Below are 22106 nucleotides of genomic sequence, written 5' to 3'. Positions count from 1 at the left end.
GAACTGATAATAAAACAGCCCGCCCCATTCAGGCGGGCTGTTTTCACGTCAAAGACGTTAAAGCTTCAAAGCCTTAACGCGATTACATCGCAGCTTTACGTGCTTCTTCAAGCCAGCCATCGAATTTCGCCTGGTTGGCTTTGATCCAGGCATCGGCATGACGGTTGATGTCTTCGGCCGACTTTTCACCATCGCGCATGCGAAGGTTCTGGGCCGAGATATCGTTGGCTGACAGTTCCATGATCGCAAACAGTTTCGCTGCAGCCGGGTTTTCTTCGGCCCATGCCTTGTTGGCGATGATCTGCTGGTTGTTCACCTGGAAGCCATAGTTCGAACCGTCCGGAAGGGCGGTATCGGCTTCCTTGTTTTCACCCGGAAGCGACGAGAACGGAACCTGAAGCCAGGTAACGTCTTTGCCCGGTACGAGAACGCCCGAAACCCAATAAGGGGTCCAAGTGTAATACAGGATCGGCTCGCCAGCCTTATAACGGGTGATGGTATCGGCGATGATCGCCGAATAGGAACCCTGATTGTGGGCCACCGTGTCGCGCAGGCCATAGGCATCAAGGTGATGTTCGATCACACCTTCACAGCCCCAACCCGGGTTGCAGCCCGCAAGATCAGCTTTGCCGTCGCCGTTATTGTCAAAAATCTTGGCGATTTCCGGATCGGACAACTGGCTGATATTGGTGATGTTGTATTCATCAGCGGTTTTCTTGTCGATCAGGTAACCCTGCAACGCGCCCGGTGAATATACACCTTCGCGATAGATTTTCTCGTCACCGCCAGCAGCCTTGTAGAAATCGGCATGCAGCGGGTTCCAGTGATCGGCTAGGAAGGTCGCATCGCCATTGCCGATGGCAACGTGGCCCGCAGCATATTCGATTTCCTGGATGTCATTGACGTCATAGCCCAGCTCTTCAAGCGCCTTCATTACCAGAACGGTCTGGAATGTTTCTTCGGCGATCGAGCTTTTAAGCGGCTGAACTTCAACGCCTTCGCCAGGTTTCATGTTGTCGGCAAAAGCAGTGCCGCTGATCAGAAACGAGCTGGTCACAGCAATGGCTGCACCGGTGGAAAGTTTCTTCAGGATCGTCATTAGCTTCTCCTTGTTGATTGATTGGAGCAGTTTTCTGCCCTTGTTTTCAAACCGGCGTGCCGGCTATTTCTTGCCCATAAGGGAACGGATAAGTGCGGCCGGGCCGCTTTCGTACCAGTGACGGGTGCCCTTGCTGCGGCTATCCTGACCAAGCGCCTGCGTCATGCGGTCAAGGACGATGGCCAGAAGGACAATCCCGACACCGCCAACTGTGGCTAGACCCATGTCAAGGCGACCAATGCCGCGCAAAACCATCTGACCAAGGCCGCCAACAGCGATCATCGAGGCGATCACCACCATCGAAAGGGCGAGCATCAAGGTCTGGTTCACACCTGCCATGATTGTCGGCATGGCAAGTGGAAGCTGAACACGGAACAGAAGCTGTTTCGGGCTGGCGCCAAAGGAACGAGCCGCTTCGACCAGATCGCCGGGCACCTGACGGATACCCAGAATAGTCAGGCGGATCAGTGGCGGCAGGGCAAAGATGATGGTCACCACCACGCCCGGAACGTTGCCAATACCAAACAGCATCACGATAGGCACAAGGTAAACAAACGCAGGTGTTGTCTGCATTGCGTCAAGGACGGGGCGTGCCGTATTTGCTGCCCGTTCATTGCGTGCCAGCCAGATACCGGTCGGCAGGCCCAGGACCACGCAGAACAGAACCGATGTTATAACCAATGATAATGTCACCATGGCTTCTGACCAGGCACCGATCAGACCAACGGCAATCATCGAAATCAAAGTACCAATCGCAAGGCGACGACCGGCCAACTGCCACGCAATCAATGACAGGATCAGAATGACAACGATGGCTGGTGTTGCCTGCAACCCAGTTTCGACACCCGATAGGACCGCATCAATCGGCCAGCGGATCGCCTGAAAGACGCTGCGAAAGTTATCGACGACCCATTCCAGCCCATGATTGACCCAGATATCAAGTGGAATGACCGCATCCTGAAACGGATGAAGGATATCAAAATGATGTTCCGGGGCAGGGGCGGCATTCGAAAGCCAGTCTCCTGCCGTGTCAGAAGCGTCACCGCCACCCCATGGATTGGACGCGCCGTTCCGGGCTGCATCAGCGGCACCTGATGTGGTTGCGTCTTTTGCTGCATCTGCCGCGCCGGTATCGGTGGCAGCACCCCACGGATTGCTGTTATCAGCCATTTGCGCCATCTCCTTCGCGGTCGAGAGTCGCCAAAAGATTGGCTCTGTTGATTACGCCAAGATATTTGCCGTTTTCATTGACGACCGGCACGCCGCACGGTGTATGTGCCACGGTTCCGATCAGGTCAGAAAGCTGGGTGTCATGGGAAACGGCTTCGATATCAGGCAGGAAAGCTGCTGAAAGTTTGTCGGCACCTGATTTGATCGCCTGATCGACGCTGTCGACGGAAATGATCCCGTGGAAATCAAGCTTGTCACCAACGATATAGCCATATTCGCGGTCTTCGTTACGCAGGCGGTTAAGGGCTGTTTTAAGGCCAACGCCTTCGCGTTCGATCACAGTAACCTGGCGTTTTACGACGATATCCTTGGCCGTAAGAATTGTTGAGACATCAACACCGCGGAAGAACGATTTGACATAGTCATTGGCCGGATTGTTGAGGATTTCCTCAGGCGTTCCGACCTGAACGACAATGCCGCCCTCCATGATCGCGATACGGTCACCGATGCGCATCGCTTCATCCAGATCGTGCGAGATGAAGATGATGGTGCGCTTGTGTTCACGTTGCAGGGTTAGAAGTTCGTCCTGCATTTCTGTACGGATCAGCGGATCAAGGGCGGAAAATGCTTCGTCCATCAACATAACGGATGGGTCGTTGGCAAGGGCACGGGCAAGGCCGACGCGCTGCTGCATGCCACCCGAAAGTTCATCGGGGTATGAATTGGCCTGTGCTTTCAGTCCGACCTGATCAAGCGCATTCAGGGCGCGCTCATGGCGTTCGTTTTCGGCAACACCCGCCAATTCTAGGCCAAATGCTGCATTTTCGACGACGCTCATATGGGGCATCAGTGCAAAGGACTGGAATACCATGGACATGTCCCTGCGGCGTAATTCGCGCAATTCCTCGTCATTCATGGCGGCAATGTCGGTGCCGTCATAAAGAACCTGGCCCGACGTCGGCTCGATCAAACGGTTCAGCAGGCGAACAAGTGTCGATTTTCCGGATCCCGAAAGCCCCATCACAACGAAAATCTCGCCCTGACGGACGGTGAAGCTGGCGCCGCAAACCCCGACGGTTTGTCCGGTTTTGTCAAAAATTTCGGCTTTGTCGATCCCGTCATTGATCATCTGCATTGCCTGATCAGGACGGTCGCCAAAGACTTTATAAAGGTCCTTTACAACGATTTTATCGGTCATTGGCCCTTGTCATTTGTTGTTGTCGGACAACAAGCGTCGTCGATCCCGGGGTGCGGAAACCGCGCGATGTCATCCATTGAAAATGTCATGTCGAGACAGGTGTGATCTTTGCGCCGGATCGCGCCTGCTCCCCCAATTTCGTCACATTCTGTGTTTTGATAGTTACAGATCAAAACATTTGATGTCAAATTATAATGGCGCTAAGTTGGCCCGATAACATGACAGGGAGAACGGCGCGTATGATCACGGATCAGCAGAAAAGAAGAGAGTTTCTCGATGTTCTGGTCGCGCTGAGGCAGATCATTCGTGCAACCGATCTGCATTCAAAACATGTAATGAAGGTTTGTGGTCTTACTGTTCCGCAGCTTGTCGTGCTTCTGGCAATCGAAGAATTGGGGGCGGTGACGGTCAAGGAAATCTCGCGGCACGTCTCGCTTAGTCAGGCAACCGTTACGACGATCCTGAACCGGCTTGAAGATCGCGGTTTTATCGAGCGGGCCCGCAACGCGGATGACAAGAGGGTGGTCAATAGTCGCCTTACCGACAAGGGGCTTGCCGTACTGAGCGATACGCCACCGCTGATGGATGGTGAATTCATGCAGCGCTATGAAATGCTTGATATGAACGAACGCAGCCGTATCCTGACCTCATTGCAGCATGTTGCCCGCCTGATGGATACCGAAGAAGTCGACCCTAGGCCGCCGACCGGATACGACCGGTTTTCCGTGGACTAGAATGGGGCAATCCGGATTGCCTCGATTGTTTCCACCCCTAACCAATTTTGCAGGCGCAGCAAAAAGGGGCAGATCGAAATCTGCCCCGTGATCAATATTTGCAAGACCGCATTGCGATCAGGTTGCTACCTGTTTTTAAAGCGCGGCCTCAACCCGCTCTGCCACTTTCTCCGGCACCCAGGCTTTCCAAACGTCCGGCTTTTCTTTCAGGAAATAAAGTGCTGCATCTTCGGGCTTTTCTTCGTTTTCCTGCATATAGGCCAGCATTTCCGAAACCATGGCGTTGCTGGTTTCATAATGCGTCAGGAATTCGATCAGTCTGGGCGCTGATTTCATGAATTCCGTATTAACCCCGACCGTAACCGTGCTTTCGGGATAGGCCGTGGCTTTTTTCGGGTTTGGATCTGTTTTCAGCTTGTCGAAGATCGACTGATCATAGGCCGGTTCTTCAAGGCGATAGCTGTCATAAAGACCCATCACCCATGTCGGCCCCCAATAGTAATAAAGTGCTGGCTCGCCACGCTTGTGCGCAGAGGCGATTGCCGCAGAAAGCGCCGCACCGGTGCCCGGGCGGAAGTTGGTGAAGCTGTCATCAAGGCCATAGGCCACGAGTTTCGCCGAATTGACCTTTTCGCAAACCCAGCCCGCCGGGCAATTGTAAAAGCGGCCTTTGTCCGGTTCTTCGGCATCTTCGAACAGTTTGGCGTATTTGGGCAGATCATCGACCGACTTCAGATCGGGCGCCATCGGCTCGATCCCGCGTTCCTTATCGCCTTCGATCACATAACGCGGCACGAACCAGCCTTCGACCGCATCATCGAAATTCACCCCGATTTGGGTAACATTTCCGGCGGCCTCTGCCTTTTTCCATGCGTCTGCCACGTTATCGCGCCAGATTTCCATGACAACGTCGATGTCGCCTTTACCCGCACCGGTCAAAAGCGGAATCACATCACCGGGCAGGGCGTCGGTCTGGCAGCCATAACCCTTTTCAATGATAAAGCGCGCGACAGCATTGTGGAAAAGCGCGCTGTCATAATTCAGCCCGGCGAACATCACCGGGCGATCAATCTCGCAACTGGCATCTTGTGCCTGTGCGCTTGTGTGCGTGGAAAATGCAAGGCCAGCGGCCATAAGCATTGCGGCTCCGGTAGGCAGGATGTTCATCATTTTTCCCTTTGATTATCTTCTACGGTCCGGAAGCGCATCAAATGCAATGTCCGACGGTTGGATGCCGTCATGTCACCAGTGGTTGTTCATTTGGTCCCCTGACTGGACTTTGCCCCTGATACAGGTAGGTCAAAGTTTAACCTCGGGCCCAAAGATGACGCAACCCTGCTTGCCGACATTTGCCGGACTTGTGATGTGCCATGATGGGTTGCAGTCTAAAACGCTCCTCCTGACAACGATGTCAGGAGATGTCAGTGTATTTACGATTGCGGGGGTGGAATTTTGACCGGAAGTTCGTGAAACTTTCCTGTGGCATGTTTATGCTGCGCCAAACGCATTTTCGCCGGGGGTCACCATGACGCATGACAGTCTGTTTGTTTTTGATATCGAAACCGTTCCCGATATCGATGTTCTGCCACAATTGACCGGCGAAACCGCACCTGATCCGGCAACAGGCCGCGAGATGCTGGAAAAATATCATCTTGATATCACCGATGGTCGAAACGGTTTCCCGCGCCAGCCGTTTCACAAGGTTGTCGCGATCAGTTTCCTGCGCGCCACGATCCAACGCGACGGAAATCTTGAGACATATGAAATAGAAGAGCTTCGGTCAGGCGGGAAATTGACAAGCGAGGAAAAAGATTTAGTGAGGGGGTTCTTTGATTATTGTGGAAAGATTTACCCCAGACTGGTTAGTTTCAATGGGCGCGGGTTTGATCTGCCAGTTTTAAAATATCGCGCGATGAAGCATGGGGTGAGTGCGCGGTGGTTACACCAATCCGCCAACAAGTGGGAAAATTATACGTCGCGTTATGCGCCAAACTGGCATTGCGACCTTGCCGAAGTTCTTTCCGACTATGGTGCGTCCGCAAGAACCAAAATGAACGAGGTCTGTGCCGCCCTTGATCTTCCGGGCAAGACCGGCGTTGATGGTAGCAAAGTTTCGGACATGTATGACAATGGCGAGATTGAAGGCATTCGTCGTTACTGCGAAACGGATGTTCTCAACACCTATCTTCTTTATCTGCGCTATGTTCTTCACACCGGATTAAGCGACCATGACGGTTATAATCACGCCATCAATCTGACCGTCGCATGGCTTGAGGAACGGGCAGGGGATATCCCGGCTTATCAGGAATTCCTCGACGCCTGGCAGGCTTCAAGCGCCGGATCATTCAATCTGCTTTAAGATATCCCGGTTTCGGTAAAGTGAAACGTTTCACACCGACGGGATCGTTTTGTGTGATCTGTATTGAATTGCGAATCATTTGCGATTAGTGCTTGTGTTGGTTGCAAGTGACTTGCAAACGCATGTCGTGGTGAAAAGAATTCAAGGGAAACGTTTCGATGGATATCAGGAGAATCATCTGTGGCACGGTGTTGGGTGCTGCCGCCGTTACGGCTTCGGCCGCCTCTGCGCAGGAAGTGAATGTCTACTCCCTGCGCCAGCCTTTCCTTGTTGAGCCCTTGTTCGAGAGCTTCACCAAGGAAACCGGAGTTAAGGTCAATGTGATCTTCGCGGAAAAAGGTCTGGTTGAGCGGATCAAGCAGGAAGGTGCAAACAGCCCGGCGGATGTCCTGATGACCGTCGATATCAGCCGCATCAAGGAAGCCGTCGATGCCGGTGTCACCGACGCCGTCAATAGTGATGTTCTGGAAGCAAATATTCCGGCCCACTTGCGCGATGAAAATGATCAGTGGTTCGCGCTGACCCAGCGTGGTCGCGCTCTTTATGCATCGAAAGACCGTGTGACTGAGGGCGAAATTGCCACATACGAAGATCTTGCCGATCCGAAATGGAAGGGCCGCGTTTGTACCCGTTCTGGTACGCATGATTACAATATCGCGCTGGTTTCTTCGATGATTGCGCATCACGGCACAGAAGAAGCCAAAACATGGCTCGAAGGGCTGAAAGCAAACCTTGCACGCAAGCCACAGGGCAATGACCGTGGTCAGGTCAAGGCGATCAAGGAGGGCGAATGCGATGTCGCGATTGCCAATACCTATTACTACGGCAAGATGCTTGATGACCCGGAACAGCGCGCATGGGCGGAATCGGTAAATATTATCTTCCCCAATCAGAATGACCGCGGCATGTCGATGAACATTTCCGGCATGACCCTGATCAAAGGTGCCCCGAACAAGGAAAACGCTGTCAAGCTGATGGAATTCCTTTCGGGTGACGAGGCACAGAAAATCTATGCCGAAGTGAATTACGAATATCCGGTCAAGCCGGGTGTTGAATGGTCCGACTATGTGAAGTCGTGGGGCACGTTCAAGGCTGATGAGCTGCCGTTGTCTGAAATTGCGCGTCTGCGTGCGGATGCCGTACGCATGATCGATGAAGTGGGATACAACGAATAAACGAATTTTCGGTTTTCGAATCATTCCGGAAAGGGGCGGTAACCATTACCGTCCCTTTTTTTATGTCTGTAAACCCGGCAATTCTGCGGCGCAAACCGACATGGACAAGGCGGTTATGTTCTATTGGCTCTTGCAAAACAGGGTAGCAGCCCTTTAATTTCCCCGACAGCGAGTACAAATCATTCTTACTTGCCCCAGCGCTTTGCGACCATTTCAGGAGATTCAAGATGACTTCACTGCGCAACAAGGTCTTTGGCATTATGGGCGCGGTGGTCGGATTGACGGCATTTCAAGCGAATGCTGCCGAGGAGGTGAATGTATATTCGCTTCGCCAGCCTTTCCTGATTGAACCGATGTTCAAACAATTCACTCAGGAAACCGGCATCCGGGTCAATACGCTGTTTTCGCAAAGCGGTCTGGTCGAACGTATCAAACATGAAGGCCGCAACAGTCCGGCCGATCTTTTGCTGACGGTTGATATCGGGCGCATCCAGGATGCTGTTGATGCCGATATCGCAACACCGCTTCAAAGCGATGTGATCGATGCCAATATCCCCGAACAATTCCGTGATCAGGACCATCTGTGGGTTGGTCTGACCACTCGTGCACGTGTTCTTTATACGTCGCTTGATCGTGTGAAGCCCGACGCCATTTCGACATACGAAGAACTTGCCGATCCGGAATGGAAGGGGCGCATTTGTGTCCGTTCTGGAATGCATGTTTACAATATCGCACTGGTGGCCTCGATGATTGCCCATCATGGCGAGGAATACACAAAAACCTGGCTTCAGGGACTGAAAGACAATCTTGCGCGCAAACCGCAAGGGGCCGATATCGACCAGATTGAGGCCGTATCGCAGGGTGTTTGTGATCTGGCAATCGGCAATTCCTATTATTACGGCAAGATGCTTGATGATCCGAACAAAGCCGATGCCGCCAAGGATGTCCGGATTGTTTTCCCCAATCAGGGTGACCGCGGTACGCATGTGAATATTTCGGGCGTTGCGCTGATCAAGAATGCACCCAACAAGGAAAATGCGATCAAGCTGGTCGAATTCCTATCGGGGGACGAAGCGCAGCATATGTATGCTGACGTCAATTTTGAATACCCGGTCAAGCCGGGGGTGGCATGGTCGGAAATGGTCCGTTCCTGGGGAACTTTCAAATCCGACACGCTGCCGCTTAACGAAGTTGCCAACAATCGTGGCGCCGCCATTCGTCTGATCGACGAAGTCGGCTTTAACGAATAGGGCATTCTTCGCGTGAACAATTCCTGTCAGACCAAAGATGATCGCGATATCCGGCCGTCGGCCGTGACCGAAACGCTTGATCCGTTGCGCGAACGGTCGCTTGGAACCTCGATGCGGTGGTTGCCGCGCGGCCAATCAGGTCTTTGGTTGGCCGGGGCGTTCATTATAGCGCTTCTTGTGGCGACGCCGTTGATTGCGGTTGTCTATCTGGCACTGTTCCCCACCGAAAATATCTGGCCCCATCTGGCATCAACCATGTTGCCCCGATACCTTAAAAATACCGGCATTCTGATGCTGGGCGTCGGTGTTGGTGTAACATTGATCGGTGTGTCGGCGGCATGGGTCGTAACGATGTGCCGCCTGCCGGGCAAACGGTTCTTTGAATGGGCAATGCTGCTGCCGATGGCGGTTCCGGCCTACATCGTTGCTTATGTTTATACCGATCTGCTGGAATATGCCGGGCCGTTTCAGCGTCTGTTGCGCGAAATTTTTGGCTGGCAATCGGCGCGCGATTACTGGTTCCCCGATATCCGGACCAAGGGCGGGGCAATTCTGGTGCTCAGCCTGACGCTGTATCCTTATGTTTACATGCTGGCCCGGGCTGCCTTTTTGGCGCAATCGGTCTGTGTCCTTGAAGCTGCGCGCGTTCTTGGGCGTTCGGCGTGGAATTCGTTTGTGACCGTTGCCTTGCCATTGGCGCGGCCTGCCATCGTGGTTGGGGTGGTCATTGCGTTGATGGAAACGCTAAATGATTTCGGCACCATCGATTTCTTTGCGGTTCATACCCTGACCGCCGGTATTTTCAACGTCTGGCTTGGTATGGGAAATGCCGGTGGGGCGGCGCAGATTGCGCTGACCATGCTTGCGGTTGTGATTGTCCTGATCGTGGCCGAACGCTATTCGCGTCGTCGCCAGCGCTTCCACGACACAACCAATCGTTTTCAGGAATTACCGGGCTACGAGCTTGGCCCGGTCGCCAAGTTCTTTGCACTGGCGGTTTGTGTTCTGCCGATTGTGCTGGGTTTCGTGATCCCGTCGCTGGTGCTGATCTATTACTCCGTTGGCTATTTTGACCAAAGCTGGACATCGGACTTCTTTGAATATGCGGGCAACAGCCTTCTGGTTGCTGGTCTTGCGACCTTTGTTGCGGTCGGATGTGCTGTGTTTCTGGGATATGCCCTGCGGCTTTTCCCGCAGCCGCTTTTGCGGTTATGCATCCGCATGGCGTCGGTTGGCTATGCCGTGCCGGGGGCAGTTCTTGCAATCGGGGTTCTGATTCCATTCGCAAGGTTTGATAATGCTGTTGACGCCGTGATGCGCGAAACATTCGGGATTTCAACCGGTCTGCTTCTTAGCGGTACGGTCTTTGCCATCGTGTTTGCCTATGCCGTGCGGTTTATGGCTGTTTCTTATGGATCGATCGAGGCCGCCCTTGGCAAGGTCCGGCCAAGTATGGATGACGCCGCCCGGACATTGGGGGAAAGCCCGTGGGGTACGTTGAAACGTATTCATTTCCCGATGGTACGTGGCGGTATTCTTGCCGCTGCGGTTCTGGTTTTTGTTGATGCGATGAAAGAACTTCCGGCGACACTGATCCTGCGGCCGTTCAATTTTGAAACGCTGGCAACGCATGTCTATCAGTTTGCCAAGGACGAAATGATCGAGCAGGCCGCACTAGGTGCCTTGACCATCGTCATTGTCGGCGTCGTGCCGGTGGTTATGCTCAGCCGTGCAATTTCTCGGTCCCGCCCCGGGCATGGCAGTGCATCTTCGCCCCATTGACGTTCCTGTTCCGGCGGACCACTATCGCTGCTATATGATCCCGATAAATTCGACAGGCTGCCGATGACCACGTCGCAAAAAAATCCTGCCAAGACCGACCTTTGCCATCAACCGGGCCTGACCCGGTTGGAAGATGCACTGCGTATTGCGTTTAACGACGTGGCTGTTCGCGCCCCGGTGATTGAGGCACCACTTTCTGATTGTTATGGCGCAATCCTGCGCAAGGATATCGTTGCCAGGGTCGATGTTCCGTCTGCTGATAATTCGGCGATGGACGGATATGCATTTTGTCATGCCGATTTGCAGGAATTTGTCGGGGCGTCGGATGCACAAATCATTGTGGGCGGCGTATCACTGGCAGGTCATCATTTTGCCGGAGAAATCCCGCGCGGGCAGGCAATCCGCATTGCGACCGGGGCCTCCATTCCTGATGGTGCGGATTGCATCATCATTCAGGAAAATATCACGGCCAATGCCGATGAAACGCTTTTGACCATCCCGCAGGACGTGATCGCCAAAACCCGTCTGCATCAACATATCCGTCGGCGCGGTGAAGATGTTGCAACCGGTATGGTTGTCCTGCCAGCCGGTAAACGTCTGCGCCCACAAGATATCGCAGTCGCGGCCGGGCAGGGGTATCAGTCCCTGCCGGTTTCCAGACCATTATCAGTTGCCGTTTTCTCGACCGGGGATGAACTGGCAAGGCCGGGCGATCCACTTCCAGCCGGTGGCGTCTACGATTCCAACCGGTTTGCCATGATCGGTATGCTGCGCGCTTGCGGGTGCAGGGTCACCGATCTCGGTCTTCTGGCTGATGATTTCGACGTTCTGAAAACGGCCTTGAAGGATGCGGCTCAAACCCATGATGTCATCATGACGTCGGGTGGGGTTTCGGTTGGCAAGGCCGATCTGCTTAAACCCGTCGTGGATAGCCTTGGCGAAATTCAGGCGTGGAAACTGGCAATCAAACCCGGAAAGCCCTTGATGCGAGGCCGTATCGGGGATTGTGTGGTTATTGGTTTGCCTGGCAATCCTGTTTCGGTGATGGTGTCAGGCCTGCTTTATGCCGTGCCATTGCTTTTGCATATGATGGGGGCTGCTGATCAGGTTTGTGCCCCCGTGCGATTGCCCGCAACTGCCGGATTTGATTTCAGTCGTGGTACCGGGCGCCGTGAATGGTTGCGTGCCCGTCTTGTGCAGGATGATGATGGTCAATGGGTTGCCATACCTTATCATTCGGCAAGTTCCGGTATGTTATCCTCGATGGTGTGGGCAGAAGGCCTGATTGAAATCGCCGAGGATTGCGGACAGGTTAAAAAGGGTGATCGCGTGCTTTATTTGCCCTTCGGTGGTTTGCAGGCGTTTTAAAAACTGATCCAGATCATGGATTTGCTGCCTTTTTTCGCAGATGTATAACAAAACAACGGATTAAGGGTGGAAAGCAGATGACTGTATCAGTTACTTTTTGCGGGGCTGCGGGTGGCGTTACCGGTTCGTGTTATCTGCTGCGTACCGACGGTGGTGATATCATTGTCGATTGCGGCATGTTTCAGGGCAGCAAGACGGTTCGCGAACTGAACTATGGAGCTTTTCCGTTCAAGGCTGCGGATATTCGAGGCGTGCTTCTGACCCATGCGCATATTGATCATTCCGGGTTGCTTCCCAAACTGGTGAAGGCCGGTTTTAACGGGCCGATCTACGCGACCGAACCCACCTGCGATCTTCTGACCTACATGCTGCCTGATTCCGGCTATATTCAGGAAACTGAGGTCGAACGTCTTAATCGCCGCAATGTCCGGCGTGGCCGCCCGGAAGTCACCCCGATCTATACCCGCGAAGACGCGGAAAAGACCCTCAAACGTTTGCAGCCTGTCGACTATCATGAATGGCGCGAAGTTTTACCGGGTTTGCGGGCACGCTACTGGGATGCAGGGCATCTTTTGGGATCGGCCTCGATCGAGGTCGAAGTGGATGACGAGGCACCGGACGGCGAACCGCGCACCTTGCGGTTGCTGTTTTCAGGTGATATCGGCACGGGAGAGGCGGTGTTTAACGATGCCCCCGAAGGCCCGAAAAACATCGATTATCTGTTTGTTGAATCGACCTATGGTGATCGTAACCGTCCTGAAGTCAGCGACGCCGAACGTCGTGAAATGCTTGCCGTGGAAGTTCGCGCTGCCATTCAGGCTGGCGGCAACCTTGTCATACCAAGCTTTGCTGTTGCCCGAACGCAGGAATTGCTGGTTGATCTGGCAACCCTGTTTAACCGTGGAAAGCTGCCCAAGGCGGATGTTTTCGTCGATAGCCCGCTGGCTCAGCGCGCAACCGAGGTTTTTGCCAAACATCTGTCTCATGACGATGCTCGTGGCTTGGCGCATCCCAATTTCCATATGGTGCCCGATGCCGAAGCCAGCATGCAACTGGCACGGGTTAAAAGCGGGGCGATCATTTTATCGGCAAGCGGCATGTGCGATGCCGGTCGTATTCGGTATCATCTGAAAAACAATCTGTGGCGCCCTGAATCTACGGTGTTGATGGTTGGTTTCCAGGCTGCCGGCTCGCTTGGTCGTGTGTTGCAGGGCGGGGCAAAACATGTCCGCATTCACGGTGACGAGATTGATGTCCGTGCCCGGATCAGAACGCTTGATATCTATTCCGGTCATGCCGATCAGGACATGCTTCTGCGCTGGACAAAAGAACGTATGCCGGTATCGCGGCGTATTTTCCTGACCCATGGTGAAGATGGCGCACGTGCCGGTTTGCAGCAGGCGATGATTAATGCCGGTATCGAAGAAAGCAAAATCGCCCTTCCGATGCTTGATGACACCGTTATGCTCAAACGCGGGCAGGCAAAACAGGCCGAATTCAAACCGCGCCTGCCGGCTGGCGAAATGTCCCGGGACGACTGGCATAACCGCTATGCCCATAGTGTTACAGAGCTTTCGGAAAAACTTCGCGCACTCGACAGCAACGAAAAACGCGAGGCCCTGCTCGAAAAAGTCTTGCAAGATATCGCATCGGCATGAGAGCAATAGCCCGATGGCAGGTTTTAAGTACCGTAAAATACGGAAATACTTGCCAACGGGCGATATCGTGTCACCCTATATCGGGTTGAGAAGGTATCGAAGGACACTACGAGAGCGGGCGGATATATGTCGATCGTGGGGAATACCGGCTATCGTGTTCTGATCTATAGCCACGATACATTCGGCTTGGGCCATCTGCGCCGCTGCCGAACCATTGCGCATGCGCTTGTTTCGCGTCGGGACGATGTATCTGTGCTGATCCTTTCTGGATCGCCGATCATTGGCAGTTTCGAATTTCGTTCACGAGTCGACTTTGTGCGAATTCCGGGCGTGATCAAGCTCTCGAATGGTGAATACACGTCACTTAACCTGAATATTGATGTCGATCAGACCCTGGCGATGCGTGAATCCATCATTCAGCATACCGCTGACGTGTTTAACCCTGATCTGTTCATCGTCGACAAGGAGCCGCTTGGTTTGCGCGGGGAAGTTGAATCGACACTTCAAATGCTTCGCCATCGCCGCACGCGCCTTGTCATGGGCTTGCGCGATGTGATGGATGACCCGGTTAATCTGCGCGAAGAATGGGACCGCAAAAAATGCGTTCCGGCCCTTGCCGATCTTTACGATGAAATCTGGGTCTATGGCCTCAAGGATATCTGCAATCCGCTTGAAGGTATTGATTTGCCTCCGGGTGTCGAAGAAAAAATGACCTATACCGGCTATCTGCCGCGTACAGCCACCCGCAAACCAACCCCGGAACACGGCGCGCTTGGTCTTGAGGAACCCTATTACCTTGTCACCACCGGTGGCGGTGGAGATGGGGTTAATCTGGTCGATTGGGTTATCAGTGCCTATGAAGCCGATCCTGACATTCCGGTTCCGTCGCTTGTTGTGCTGGGCCCGTTCATGGCACCAAATGATCAGCAGGCGTTCATGGAACGCGCCGAAAAGATCGATAAGCTCTCGGTCATCACCTTTGATGCCAATGTTGAAATGTTGATGGATCGGTCCGCTGGCGTGATTGCGATGGGCGGATACAATACCTTCTGCGAAATTCTGTCTTTTGACAAACCCGCAATCATTGTGCCCCGAACCGTTCCGCGGCTTGAACAATATGTTCGTGCGTCGGCTGCCGAAAAGCTTGGTCTGGTCAAGATGCTGACCGAGGACGGTGGTCGTCCCCCGATGCAAATGGCCGAGGCCCTTCGCAGTCTGATTGATCAGCCAAAGCCGTCGCATGTGACCGTGCCAAACCTGATGGGCGGTCTTGATAGTGTTGGCGATCAGGTTGAACGCTGGCTGCCGCCGCAGCTTGCTGCCGAGTAAGATTTTCCGGGATAACAACAGATGTCATGCGACAAGCTTGCAATCGTGGTGAAAGGTTATCCACGATTGTCGGAAACCTTTATTGCCCAGGAAATACTTGGTATTCAGCAGGCAGGTATTCCTTATCGCATTGTATCCCTGCGTCATCCGACCGATAAAAAACGCCATCCGATCCACGAACGGATCATGGCTGAAATCGATTACCTGCCAGAATATGTTTATCAGGAACCGATGCGCGTGTTTCGCGGCTGGTTAAAGGCGCGCAAAATGCCGGGATATCGTCGGGCCAGAAACATCTGGTGGCAGGACTATCGCCGGGATCGCACGCCGAACCGTGCCCGTCGTTTCGCCCAGGCATTGGTAATGGCGGCGGAGCTGCCGAACGATATCACACGCATCTATGCGCATTTCCTGCACACCCCGGCATCGGTTGCGCGATATGCCGCGATCATTCGCGGTCTTCCATGGTGTTGTTCGGCGCATGCCAAGGATATCTACACCAGCGAAGATTGGGACATGCGTGAAAAGCTGGCTGATATGGATTGGCTGGTGACCTGCACGAAGGCAAATGTCGATCATATGCAAAAGCTTGCCGATGATCCGGCCAAAGTGAATTTGCTTTATCATGGATTGGATTTTTCACGGTTCCCCGAAGAACTGCCCGATCGGTCCCCCCGTGACGGGCGTGATGACAATAACCGGGTGACAATCCTGTCGGTTGGTCGGCTGGTTGGCAAAAAGGGTTATGATGACCTTTTACGCGCCCTTGCTGACTTGCCAAAAGATCTGCATTGGCGGTTTGTCCATATTGGTGGCGGGAATGGCGATAAATATAAATCGCTCGCAGAGGACCTTGGAATTGCCGATAATTGCGATTGGCAAGGGCCGCGTGACCAGAAGGAAGTGATTGCAGCCTGTCAGTCTGCTGATCTGTTCGTGCTGGCAAGCCGGGTGGAAAAGGATGGTGATCGTGACGGATTGCCCAATGTCCTGATGGAAGCCCAGCTTTGCGGGCTTGCCGCGGTTTCGACCGCAATTTCAGCAATACCGGAACTGATCACGGATGGCCTGAATGGCAAACTTGTTCCCGAACGTGATCCAAAGTTACTGTCCCTGGCAATGGCGGAACTGATAAGTAATCCGACTTTGCGCGACCAGATGGGGCGCAAGGGCAATGAAATCGTCCGACGCGATTTTTCGTTCTATACCGGGATGAAAGAACTGGCGCGTCGATTTGGCGCTGATCGGGCTTTCGATAAAAGCACATTAGGCCAACCGGCGGCGGAGTAGGGGGACGGCAAACGTGCAGATCGCCTTTTATGCACCGTTAAAGCCGATTGATCATCCGACACCATCGGGGGATCGCCTGATGGCGCGCCTTCTGTGTGACGCGCTTTCGCAAGCCGGACATAAAGTTGATATCGCATCTCGTCTGCGCAGCAGGGTTGGCGATGGCAATATCCTGCGTCAGGCGCAAATTGCCGAACTGGCGTCAAAGCTGACCGCGCGGCTGTTGCGGCAGTATCAGAACGGCAAACGCAAACGCCCCGATATCTGGTTTACCTATCATCTCTATTACAAGGCCCCGGACTGGATTGGCCCGGTGATCGCGAATGTCCTTGGCATTCCCTATGTCGTGGCCGAGGCATCCTTTGCCCCCAAACGCGCAACCGGTCCCTGGGCGCAAAGCCATATAGCCGTTGAACATGCCTTGCGATGTGCCGGTGCGGTGTTTTCACTTAATCATGCGGATATGGAATGTCTTGCGCCAATATGCGGTCAGGATCGGCTGCATTATCTGCCACCCTTTACCCATACCGAAAACTGGCATGCTGCTGATCGCGGCCAAATTGATCCGGATAAACCGGTTCAGTTGGTAACAACCGCCATGATGCGACCGGGCGACAAGCTGAAATCTTACGAATTGCTGGCAAACGCACTCGGCAGGCTCAATGCGCGGAATGTGACGAACTGGCATCTGACGGTGATCGGCGATGGTCCCGCACGCGCGGATGTCGAGACAGCCTTTGAACTCCACGCAATCAAATACGATCAACTTGATTTCGCCGGTCTTTGCGATGCCGATCATACGCGCATTCTTTTGGCGCGATCTGACATGTTTGTATGGCCGGCGATCAACGAGGCCTATGGTATGGCAATACTTGAAGCACAGGCGGCAGCATTACCTGTTCTGGCAGGCGACTGTGGCGGTGTGTCGGGCATTGTAGCGGATGGCAAAACCGGATGGCTGGTGCCGGTTGGGGATGTTGATGCCTTTGCCGACAAACTAGCCGAATGCTTGGCATCGGATCGGTACAGCATATTGCGCGATATCGGGCAGTCGGCCGCGCAAAAAGCCGAACAGATGCACACCGTCACCGCCGCCGCCCAAAAGCTTGATGCTGTCCTGAGTGGCGTGATGGGAAGTCACATGAAACGGAAACAGGGATGAGAAACTTTCGTTTTGCCCTGTTGCGACATGGAATTACTGCGTGGAACACGGAAAAACGTATCCAGGGCCAAAGCGATATATCGTTGCTTCCCGAAACCATTGATGAGTATGGCCGCCTGCAATTACCGGAAAAATGGCGCAAAGTTCCTTGGCGTGTCAGTCCGCTGATCCGGACCATTCAAACAGCCGATAGCCTTTCGATTGAGGGTGTTTCACCTGACGAACATTGGATTGAAATGAACTGGGGGGATTGGGAAGGTAAAAAACTTTCCGACTTGCGCCGCCAACTCGGCCCCAGAATGCAGGAAAATGAAGACCGTGGTTGGGACTTCCGCCCGGAAGGCGGCGAAAGTCCTCGTGAAGTTCTTTCCCGGGTCGAAGCCGCCTTGGCCGGGCATCGTGACGGTGATTTTGGCGTCGTAACCCACAAGGGTGTTATTCGTGCGGTCTATGCTGCGGCAAGTGGCTGGGACATGATGGGAAAAATCCCTGACAGGCTTGATTGGAAAAGCATTCATGTCTTTTCATGGTCTTCCGATGACGGGCTTGGCGTCGTTGATCTTAATTGCCGTCTGCTTGAACGGGGCGGAACAACCTCATGACTGACATCCTGATATATGTTCAGCATTTGCTTGGTATCGGACATGTGCGCCGTATCGCCCTGATCAATGCGGAACTGAAAAATCTCGGCATCAAGACAACCGTTGTCACCGGTGGCATCCCCGATGCCGCACTCGATTTCGGAAGCGATAATGTGATCCAGCTGCCGCCTTGCCGAACCGCCGATAGCGGTTTTTCCGGATTGGTCGACGCGGCGGGAAATCCGGTCAATGAGGCATGGAGGCAGGCGCGAAAACAGGCATTGCTTGATGCGTTCAAATCCGCGGCACCCAAGCTTTTGATGATCGAAATGTTCCCGTTTGGCCGCCGGGCCTTCCGGTTCGAATTACTGCCGCTGCTGGAACGGGCTGGGCAGGCGGGGATTCCCCGTATCTGTTCCGTTCGTGACCTTCTGGTTCGCAAATCTGACCCGTCAAAAGAAGTCTGGATGCGCGATATTGCGCGCAGTCATTTTGACCACGTGCTGGTTCACGGTGATCCGATGCTTTTTGGTTTCGGGCGTAGCTTTCCGTTTGCCAGCGATATTGCTGATATGATCGAATATACTGGTTATGTTGCGCCCAAAGCTGAGTTCGTGGGCGGCGAACGACAAGGTGTTCTTGTTTCTGCTGGCGGTGGTGCGGTCGGGGCTGCGCTGATTGAAGCTGCAATTACTGCGCGTCCGCTTTCAAGCCGGTTTGCCGATCAGCCATGGGATATTGTCACGGGGCCGCATTTCCCGACCAACACATTCCATCGCCTTGCGCAAAACCTGCCGACCGGGGTCACGTTGCATCGCTTTTTGCCTGATTTCCGCGCACGGATGGCACATGCCTGTGTTTCCGTCTCGCAGGCAGGTTATAATACCTTGATGGATGTTCTGGCGACGGGGACCGCGTCGGTAATGGTTCCATTCGCCGATGGCGGTGAAAGCGAACAAAGTGAGCGCGCTGCTATTTTAGCAGGAAAGAAAGTGCTGTCGTTGCTTGATCCCGATGATTTAAGTCCACAATCCTTGGCAAATCAAATAGATCGGGCGAAAAATCCTGTTAAATTAGATATATCTCTGGACGGGGCAGGGATAACTGCGGCTAAACTCGCAGAAAGAATAAGAGGGAAGGCATGAGTAGCTGGGATCAACTTCGCGCAGAGCTGGATCTGTGGCAGTCCGAAGAATGGATTGCCACGATGTGGTGGCGCGACGATGACGCAGTTGCCGTTACATCGGCACTTGAAACGTTGCTTGCCTTCGAACAGGATTATCGCGTTCCCTTGGCCCTTGCGGTGATTCCGGCTGATCTTGAACATGATCTGGTGCTGCGTCTGGCAGAAACACTTGATACCCGTGTTTTCCAGCATGGCTGGTCCCATACCAATCATATGCCTGCTGGCCGAAAAAAGCAGGAACTCGACGATGTTCGCGATATTGGTACGGTCGTTGCCGATATCCGCCGCGGCTTTGATATCCTGTCATCCCAGTTTGGCAATCGTTTCCTGCCGGTGATGGTGCCGCCATGGAACCGCATTGCCGATGACGTCATGCGGGCTTTGCCATCGCTTGGCCTGCGCGGCATCAGCACGTTTAATGCGAGACCGGATGCATATCCCGTTTCCGGCCTTCTGATGGTCAATACCCATGTTGATGTTATTGACTGGCGCGGTACCCGTGGGTTTGCGGGCGAAGACCAATGCATTACGGCGATGATTGCGCATTTGTCGGCCCGCCGAACCGGGCTGGTTGACGCCGCCGAGCCCACAGGGCTTCTGACGCATCATCTGGTTCATGACGACGCCACAACACGATTTCTTGAAAACCTGTTTTCGTTTGAGCACGCAGCGCTCAAATGGTTGCGAATTCCCGGAGTTTTCCCATGGCAATAAGCCCTATCGAAGAAACCGGCGGTGTCGAAACAGTCGATCCGGTCAAGCCTGCCGGTGTGCGTGATCGTGATGTTCAGATCATGGGATATCCGCCGCGGCTTATGGCACCTGATATGGCGAAATCGGTTGCCGGATTGCTGATTTGCGGTGTCATTGCCCTGATTCCCGAAATGCTGCCGATTATTCAGTGGACGGCAGCCGGGCTGGCGCTTTTGTTCATTCTTTATTTTGCCCGCACATTAATGCGGTTTCAGTCAAAGATTTATGTTTCGGAATATGGTATCCGGATCAGCAACTTGCGCGGCGGAACCGCATTTGCGTGGTCGGAACTTTCCAAATTCCGTTTGCGTTATTTCTCTACCCGTCGCGATGGCAGGAAAGGCTGGTTTGAACTGACCCTCCAGGCCGGGGATGCGAAAATCGTCACAGAATCAACATTGGACGGTTTTGATGATCTGCTTGAAATTGCGCGGGATTGGGCCAAAGATAACCAGTTACTGGTCGACGATATAACAAGAACCAATCTGATGCGTATGGACGAGGCCGAAACAATGGTCCAGGCAGCCGCATCAAGTCGGGCAGGCGGCATTGGCGAGGGAAGATGACCGATATTCTGCGTATCCGCGATTTGAAAGTCGAATTCGTTTTGCCGCATATGCGGGTCAAGGCGGTCGAAAATGTCAGTTTTCGCATTGGTGCGCAGGAAACCGTCGCCCTTGTCGGAGAATCCGGTTCTGGCAAAACCACCATTTCACAGGCGATCATGGGGTTGTTGCCCAAATCGGCACAGATCACCAACGGATCAATTGTTTTTGCCGATCCGAAAAAGCCGGGAACCCGCGTTGATATCGCGATGCTGGATCGCTCGGGTGCTGAAATGCGTTCCATTCGCGGTGGCCGTATTTCCATGATTTTTCAGGAGCCGATGAGCTCCCTATCACCTCTTCATACCATCGGTGATCAGATTTGCGAGGCCGTGCGCCTCCATCGCAAGGTCGGCTCCAGCGAGGCCAAAGAGCTTGCCAGTGACATGCTGGGACTTGTCGGTTTTCCCAATCCAAAAAGATCCTTAAAGACATATCCGTTCGAGCTTTCAGGTGGTTTGCGCCAACGTGCGATGATTGCCATGGCAATGGTTTGCCGGCCGGCACTGCTGGTTGCGGACGAACCGACAACGGCACTTGATGTGACGATACAGGCCCAGACACTTCGTTTGATCAAGGATATGCAGGCCGAATTGCAAATGTCCGTACTGCTGATCACCCATGATCTTGGGGTGGTGGCCAACATGGCGGACCGCATGGTCGTGGTTTATGATGGCCGTGTTGTCGAAAGCGGTCTGACCCATGATGTGTTCGTCAATCCCGGTCACCTCTATACACAGTCGTTGCTGGCTGCGGTTCCGCATTTCGATATGGGACCTGACGAACGTTTGCGTCCCCTGCGTGAAATCAAGCCGAAGGTCGATAGTCTGCTGACTTTTTGCGGCGACAAAGACACATCTGAGCAAGGCGGGGATGTTCCACCGTCGCTGGCATTGCATCCGACAATGGCAAGCGAGCCGGTTCTGGCTGTGCGCCACCTTTACAAAAGTTTTGCGGTGCGCAAAGGCAACTGGCTAAAGACCGAGGAACAAGAAATTGCCGCTGTGGCGGATGTGTCTCTGACGGTTAATCGCGGCGAATGTGTCGGTCTGGTTGGCGAAAGTGGATGTGGCAAAACCACGCTTTCCAAACTGATCATGCGGGCGATGGCACCCGATAGCGGATCGATCCTGTTCCGGGGGGAAAGTGGTCAGATGACCGAATTGACCGGCTTGAACGAAGATCAGCTCAACCCGTATCGCAAACGTATCCAGTTCGTTTTCCAGGACCCGTTCGGGTCCCTTAATCCACGGATGACCGTGCAGGACATAATTACCGAACCGTTGATTATTCATGGTATCGGTGATGCATCCTACCGTAAGAAAATGGTGCTGGAACTGATGGAACTGGTCGGGCTTGATCCCCGGTTCCTGAACCGGTATCCGCACAGCTTTTCGGGCGGCCAGC

Annotated in this window: 19 protein-coding genes; 15 read left to right on the top strand and 4 right to left on the bottom strand. The window is 53.7% G+C overall.

Going from position 1 to position 22106, the window contains the following annotated elements; translation table 11 throughout:
- Positions 1 to 82: 82 nt before the first annotated feature.
- From proX to proV, 3 genes are all read right to left on the bottom strand, one after another.
- Positions 83 to 1099 carry a glycine betaine/L-proline ABC transporter substrate-binding protein ProX gene (gene proX / locus SMB34_RS06010; protein ID WP_037988474.1) on the bottom strand — a complete coding sequence of 339 codons (1017 nt, stop codon included), beginning with the start codon at positions 1097 to 1099 and terminating at the stop codon, positions 83 to 85.
- 63 nt (positions 1100 to 1162) lie between these two features.
- Complete coding sequence (gene proW / locus SMB34_RS06005; RefSeq protein ID WP_037988472.1) at positions 1163 to 2269, bottom strand: glycine betaine/L-proline ABC transporter permease ProW; 1107 nt, start codon at positions 2267 to 2269, stop codon at positions 1163 to 1165.
- The gene (gene proV / locus SMB34_RS06000; protein WP_007089950.1) at positions 2262 to 3467 is read right to left on the bottom strand and encodes a glycine betaine/L-proline ABC transporter ATP-binding protein ProV; all 1206 of its coding nucleotides are present in this window, start codon (positions 3465 to 3467) and stop codon (positions 2262 to 2264) included. Before proV ends, proW begins: the two co-directional genes overlap by 8 nt.
- A 239-nt stretch (positions 3468 to 3706) precedes the next feature.
- Between proV and SMB34_RS05995 the strand changes: the two genes are divergently transcribed.
- Positions 3707 to 4201, top strand: a complete 495-nt coding sequence (locus SMB34_RS05995; RefSeq protein ID WP_037988469.1) for a MarR family winged helix-turn-helix transcriptional regulator — start codon at positions 3707 to 3709, stop codon at positions 4199 to 4201.
- Between the two features lie 135 nt (positions 4202 to 4336).
- On the opposite strand, the gene SMB34_RS05990 is transcribed toward SMB34_RS05995, so the two are convergent.
- Positions 4337 to 5341, bottom strand: a complete 1005-nt coding sequence (locus SMB34_RS05990; RefSeq protein ID WP_240478757.1) for an ABC transporter substrate-binding protein — start codon at positions 5339 to 5341, stop codon at positions 4337 to 4339.
- 385 nt (positions 5342 to 5726) lie between these two features.
- On the opposite strand from SMB34_RS05990, the gene SMB34_RS05985 reads away from it, so the two are divergent.
- The 14 genes from SMB34_RS05985 to SMB34_RS05920 form a co-directional block, all read left to right on the top strand.
- Positions 5727 to 6560, top strand: a complete 834-nt coding sequence (locus SMB34_RS05985) for a 3'-5' exonuclease (RefSeq protein WP_037988463.1) — start codon at positions 5727 to 5729, stop codon at positions 6558 to 6560.
- A gap of 158 nt (positions 6561 to 6718) precedes the next feature.
- Entirely contained in the window at positions 6719 to 7735 is a 1017-nt protein-coding gene (locus SMB34_RS05980) for a Fe(3+) ABC transporter substrate-binding protein (protein WP_110252310.1), read from the top strand.
- A gap of 227 nt (positions 7736 to 7962) precedes the next feature.
- Positions 7963 to 8985: a Fe(3+) ABC transporter substrate-binding protein gene (locus tag SMB34_RS05975; protein WP_156962648.1), complete on the top strand. Its 1023-nt coding sequence runs from the start codon at positions 7963 to 7965 to the stop codon at positions 8983 to 8985.
- Positions 8986 to 8997: 12 nt separating this feature from the next.
- Complete coding sequence (locus SMB34_RS05970; RefSeq protein ID WP_037988461.1) at positions 8998 to 10767, top strand: ABC transporter permease; 1770 nt, start codon at positions 8998 to 9000, stop codon at positions 10765 to 10767.
- 63 nt (positions 10768 to 10830) lie between these two features.
- A complete protein-coding gene (locus SMB34_RS05965; RefSeq protein ID WP_037988459.1) occupies positions 10831 to 12135 on the top strand; it encodes a molybdopterin molybdotransferase MoeA in 1305 nt (434 codons plus the stop codon).
- Between the two features lie 77 nt (positions 12136 to 12212).
- On the top strand, positions 12213 to 13793 hold the full coding sequence (locus SMB34_RS05960; protein ID WP_037988457.1) for an MBL fold metallo-hydrolase: 1581 nt from the start codon (positions 12213 to 12215) through the stop codon (positions 13791 to 13793).
- Positions 13794 to 13919: 126 nt separating this feature from the next.
- Positions 13920 to 15122: a glycosyltransferase family protein gene (locus tag SMB34_RS05955; RefSeq protein ID WP_007089940.1), complete on the top strand. Its 1203-nt coding sequence runs from the start codon at positions 13920 to 13922 to the stop codon at positions 15120 to 15122.
- Positions 15123 to 15143: 21 nt separating this feature from the next.
- Complete coding sequence (locus SMB34_RS05950; RefSeq protein WP_037988456.1) at positions 15144 to 16412, top strand: glycosyltransferase family 4 protein; 1269 nt, start codon at positions 15144 to 15146, stop codon at positions 16410 to 16412.
- Between the two features lie 13 nt (positions 16413 to 16425).
- Entirely contained in the window at positions 16426 to 17574 is a 1149-nt protein-coding gene (locus SMB34_RS05945; protein WP_007089938.1) for a glycosyltransferase family 4 protein, read from the top strand.
- Positions 17571 to 18176 carry a histidine phosphatase family protein gene (locus tag SMB34_RS05940; RefSeq protein ID WP_007089937.1) on the top strand — a complete coding sequence of 202 codons (606 nt, stop codon included), beginning with the start codon at positions 17571 to 17573 and terminating at the stop codon, positions 18174 to 18176. The genes SMB34_RS05945 and SMB34_RS05940 overlap by 4 nt, the downstream gene beginning before the upstream one ends.
- On the top strand, positions 18173 to 19300 hold the full coding sequence (locus SMB34_RS05935; RefSeq protein ID WP_007089936.1) for a glycosyltransferase family protein: 1128 nt from the start codon (positions 18173 to 18175) through the stop codon (positions 19298 to 19300). The genes SMB34_RS05940 and SMB34_RS05935 overlap by 4 nt, the downstream gene beginning before the upstream one ends.
- Entirely contained in the window at positions 19297 to 20055 is a 759-nt protein-coding gene (locus tag SMB34_RS05930; protein ID WP_007089935.1) for a polysaccharide deacetylase family protein, read from the top strand. Before SMB34_RS05935 ends, SMB34_RS05930 begins: the two co-directional genes overlap by 4 nt.
- Positions 20046 to 20660 (top strand): hypothetical protein, encoded by a 615-nt coding sequence (locus tag SMB34_RS05925; RefSeq protein ID WP_007089934.1) that lies wholly within the window; start codon positions 20046 to 20048, stop codon positions 20658 to 20660. The genes SMB34_RS05930 and SMB34_RS05925 overlap by 10 nt, the downstream gene beginning before the upstream one ends.
- Positions 20657 to 22106: ATP-binding cassette domain-containing protein (locus tag SMB34_RS05920; RefSeq protein ID WP_037988454.1), on the top strand; the 1450-nt coding region annotated here is incomplete at its 3' end. The genes SMB34_RS05925 and SMB34_RS05920, both read left to right, overlap by 4 nt.

Source organism: Thalassospira permensis NBRC 106175 (assembly GCF_000714555.1).
Classification (GTDB): domain Bacteria; phylum Pseudomonadota; class Alphaproteobacteria; order Rhodospirillales; family Thalassospiraceae; genus Thalassospira; species Thalassospira xiamenensis.
The sequence above is the reverse complement of the archived record's forward strand: the minus strand, read 5'-3'. Positions and strand labels throughout refer to the sequence as shown.

What these genes read in the sequence shown, in the direction of transcription:
- proV (WP_007089950.1), bottom strand. Translation starts at nt 3,467, where the DNA reads ATGACCGATAAAATCGTTGTAAAGGACCTTTATAAAGTCTTTGGCGAC.
- SMB34_RS05960 (WP_037988457.1), top strand. Translation starts at nt 12,213, where the DNA reads ATGACTGTATCAGTTACTTTTTGCGGGGCTGCGGGTGGCGTTACCGGT.
- SMB34_RS05935 (WP_007089936.1), top strand. Translation starts at nt 18,173, where the DNA reads ATGACTGACATCCTGATATATGTTCAGCATTTGCTTGGTATCGGACAT.
- SMB34_RS05995 (WP_037988469.1), top strand. Translation starts at nt 3,707, where the DNA reads ATGATCACGGATCAGCAGAAAAGAAGAGAGTTTCTCGATGTTCTGGTC.
- SMB34_RS05925 (WP_007089934.1), top strand. Translation starts at nt 20,046, where the DNA reads ATGGCAATAAGCCCTATCGAAGAAACCGGCGGTGTCGAAACAGTCGAT.
- SMB34_RS05985 (WP_037988463.1), top strand. Translation starts at nt 5,727, where the DNA reads ATGACGCATGACAGTCTGTTTGTTTTTGATATCGAAACCGTTCCCGAT.
- SMB34_RS05975 (WP_156962648.1), top strand. Translation starts at nt 7,963, where the DNA reads ATGACTTCACTGCGCAACAAGGTCTTTGGCATTATGGGCGCGGTGGTC.
- SMB34_RS05950 (WP_037988456.1), top strand. Translation starts at nt 15,144, where the DNA reads ATGTCATGCGACAAGCTTGCAATCGTGGTGAAAGGTTATCCACGATTG.
- SMB34_RS05965 (WP_037988459.1), top strand. Translation starts at nt 10,831, where the DNA reads ATGACCACGTCGCAAAAAAATCCTGCCAAGACCGACCTTTGCCATCAA.
- proW (WP_037988472.1), bottom strand. Translation starts at nt 2,269, where the DNA reads ATGGCTGATAACAGCAATCCGTGGGGTGCTGCCACCGATACCGGCGCG.
- SMB34_RS05990 (WP_240478757.1), bottom strand. Translation starts at nt 5,341, where the DNA reads ATGCTTATGGCCGCTGGCCTTGCATTTTCCACGCACACAAGCGCACAG.
- SMB34_RS05930 (WP_007089935.1), top strand. Translation starts at nt 19,297, where the DNA reads ATGAGTAGCTGGGATCAACTTCGCGCAGAGCTGGATCTGTGGCAGTCC.
- SMB34_RS05980 (WP_110252310.1), top strand. Translation starts at nt 6,719, where the DNA reads ATGGATATCAGGAGAATCATCTGTGGCACGGTGTTGGGTGCTGCCGCC.
- SMB34_RS05955 (WP_007089940.1), top strand. Translation starts at nt 13,920, where the DNA reads ATGTCGATCGTGGGGAATACCGGCTATCGTGTTCTGATCTATAGCCAC.
- proX (WP_037988474.1), bottom strand. Translation starts at nt 1,099, where the DNA reads ATGACGATCCTGAAGAAACTTTCCACCGGTGCAGCCATTGCTGTGACC.
- SMB34_RS05940 (WP_007089937.1), top strand. Translation starts at nt 17,571, where the DNA reads ATGAGAAACTTTCGTTTTGCCCTGTTGCGACATGGAATTACTGCGTGG.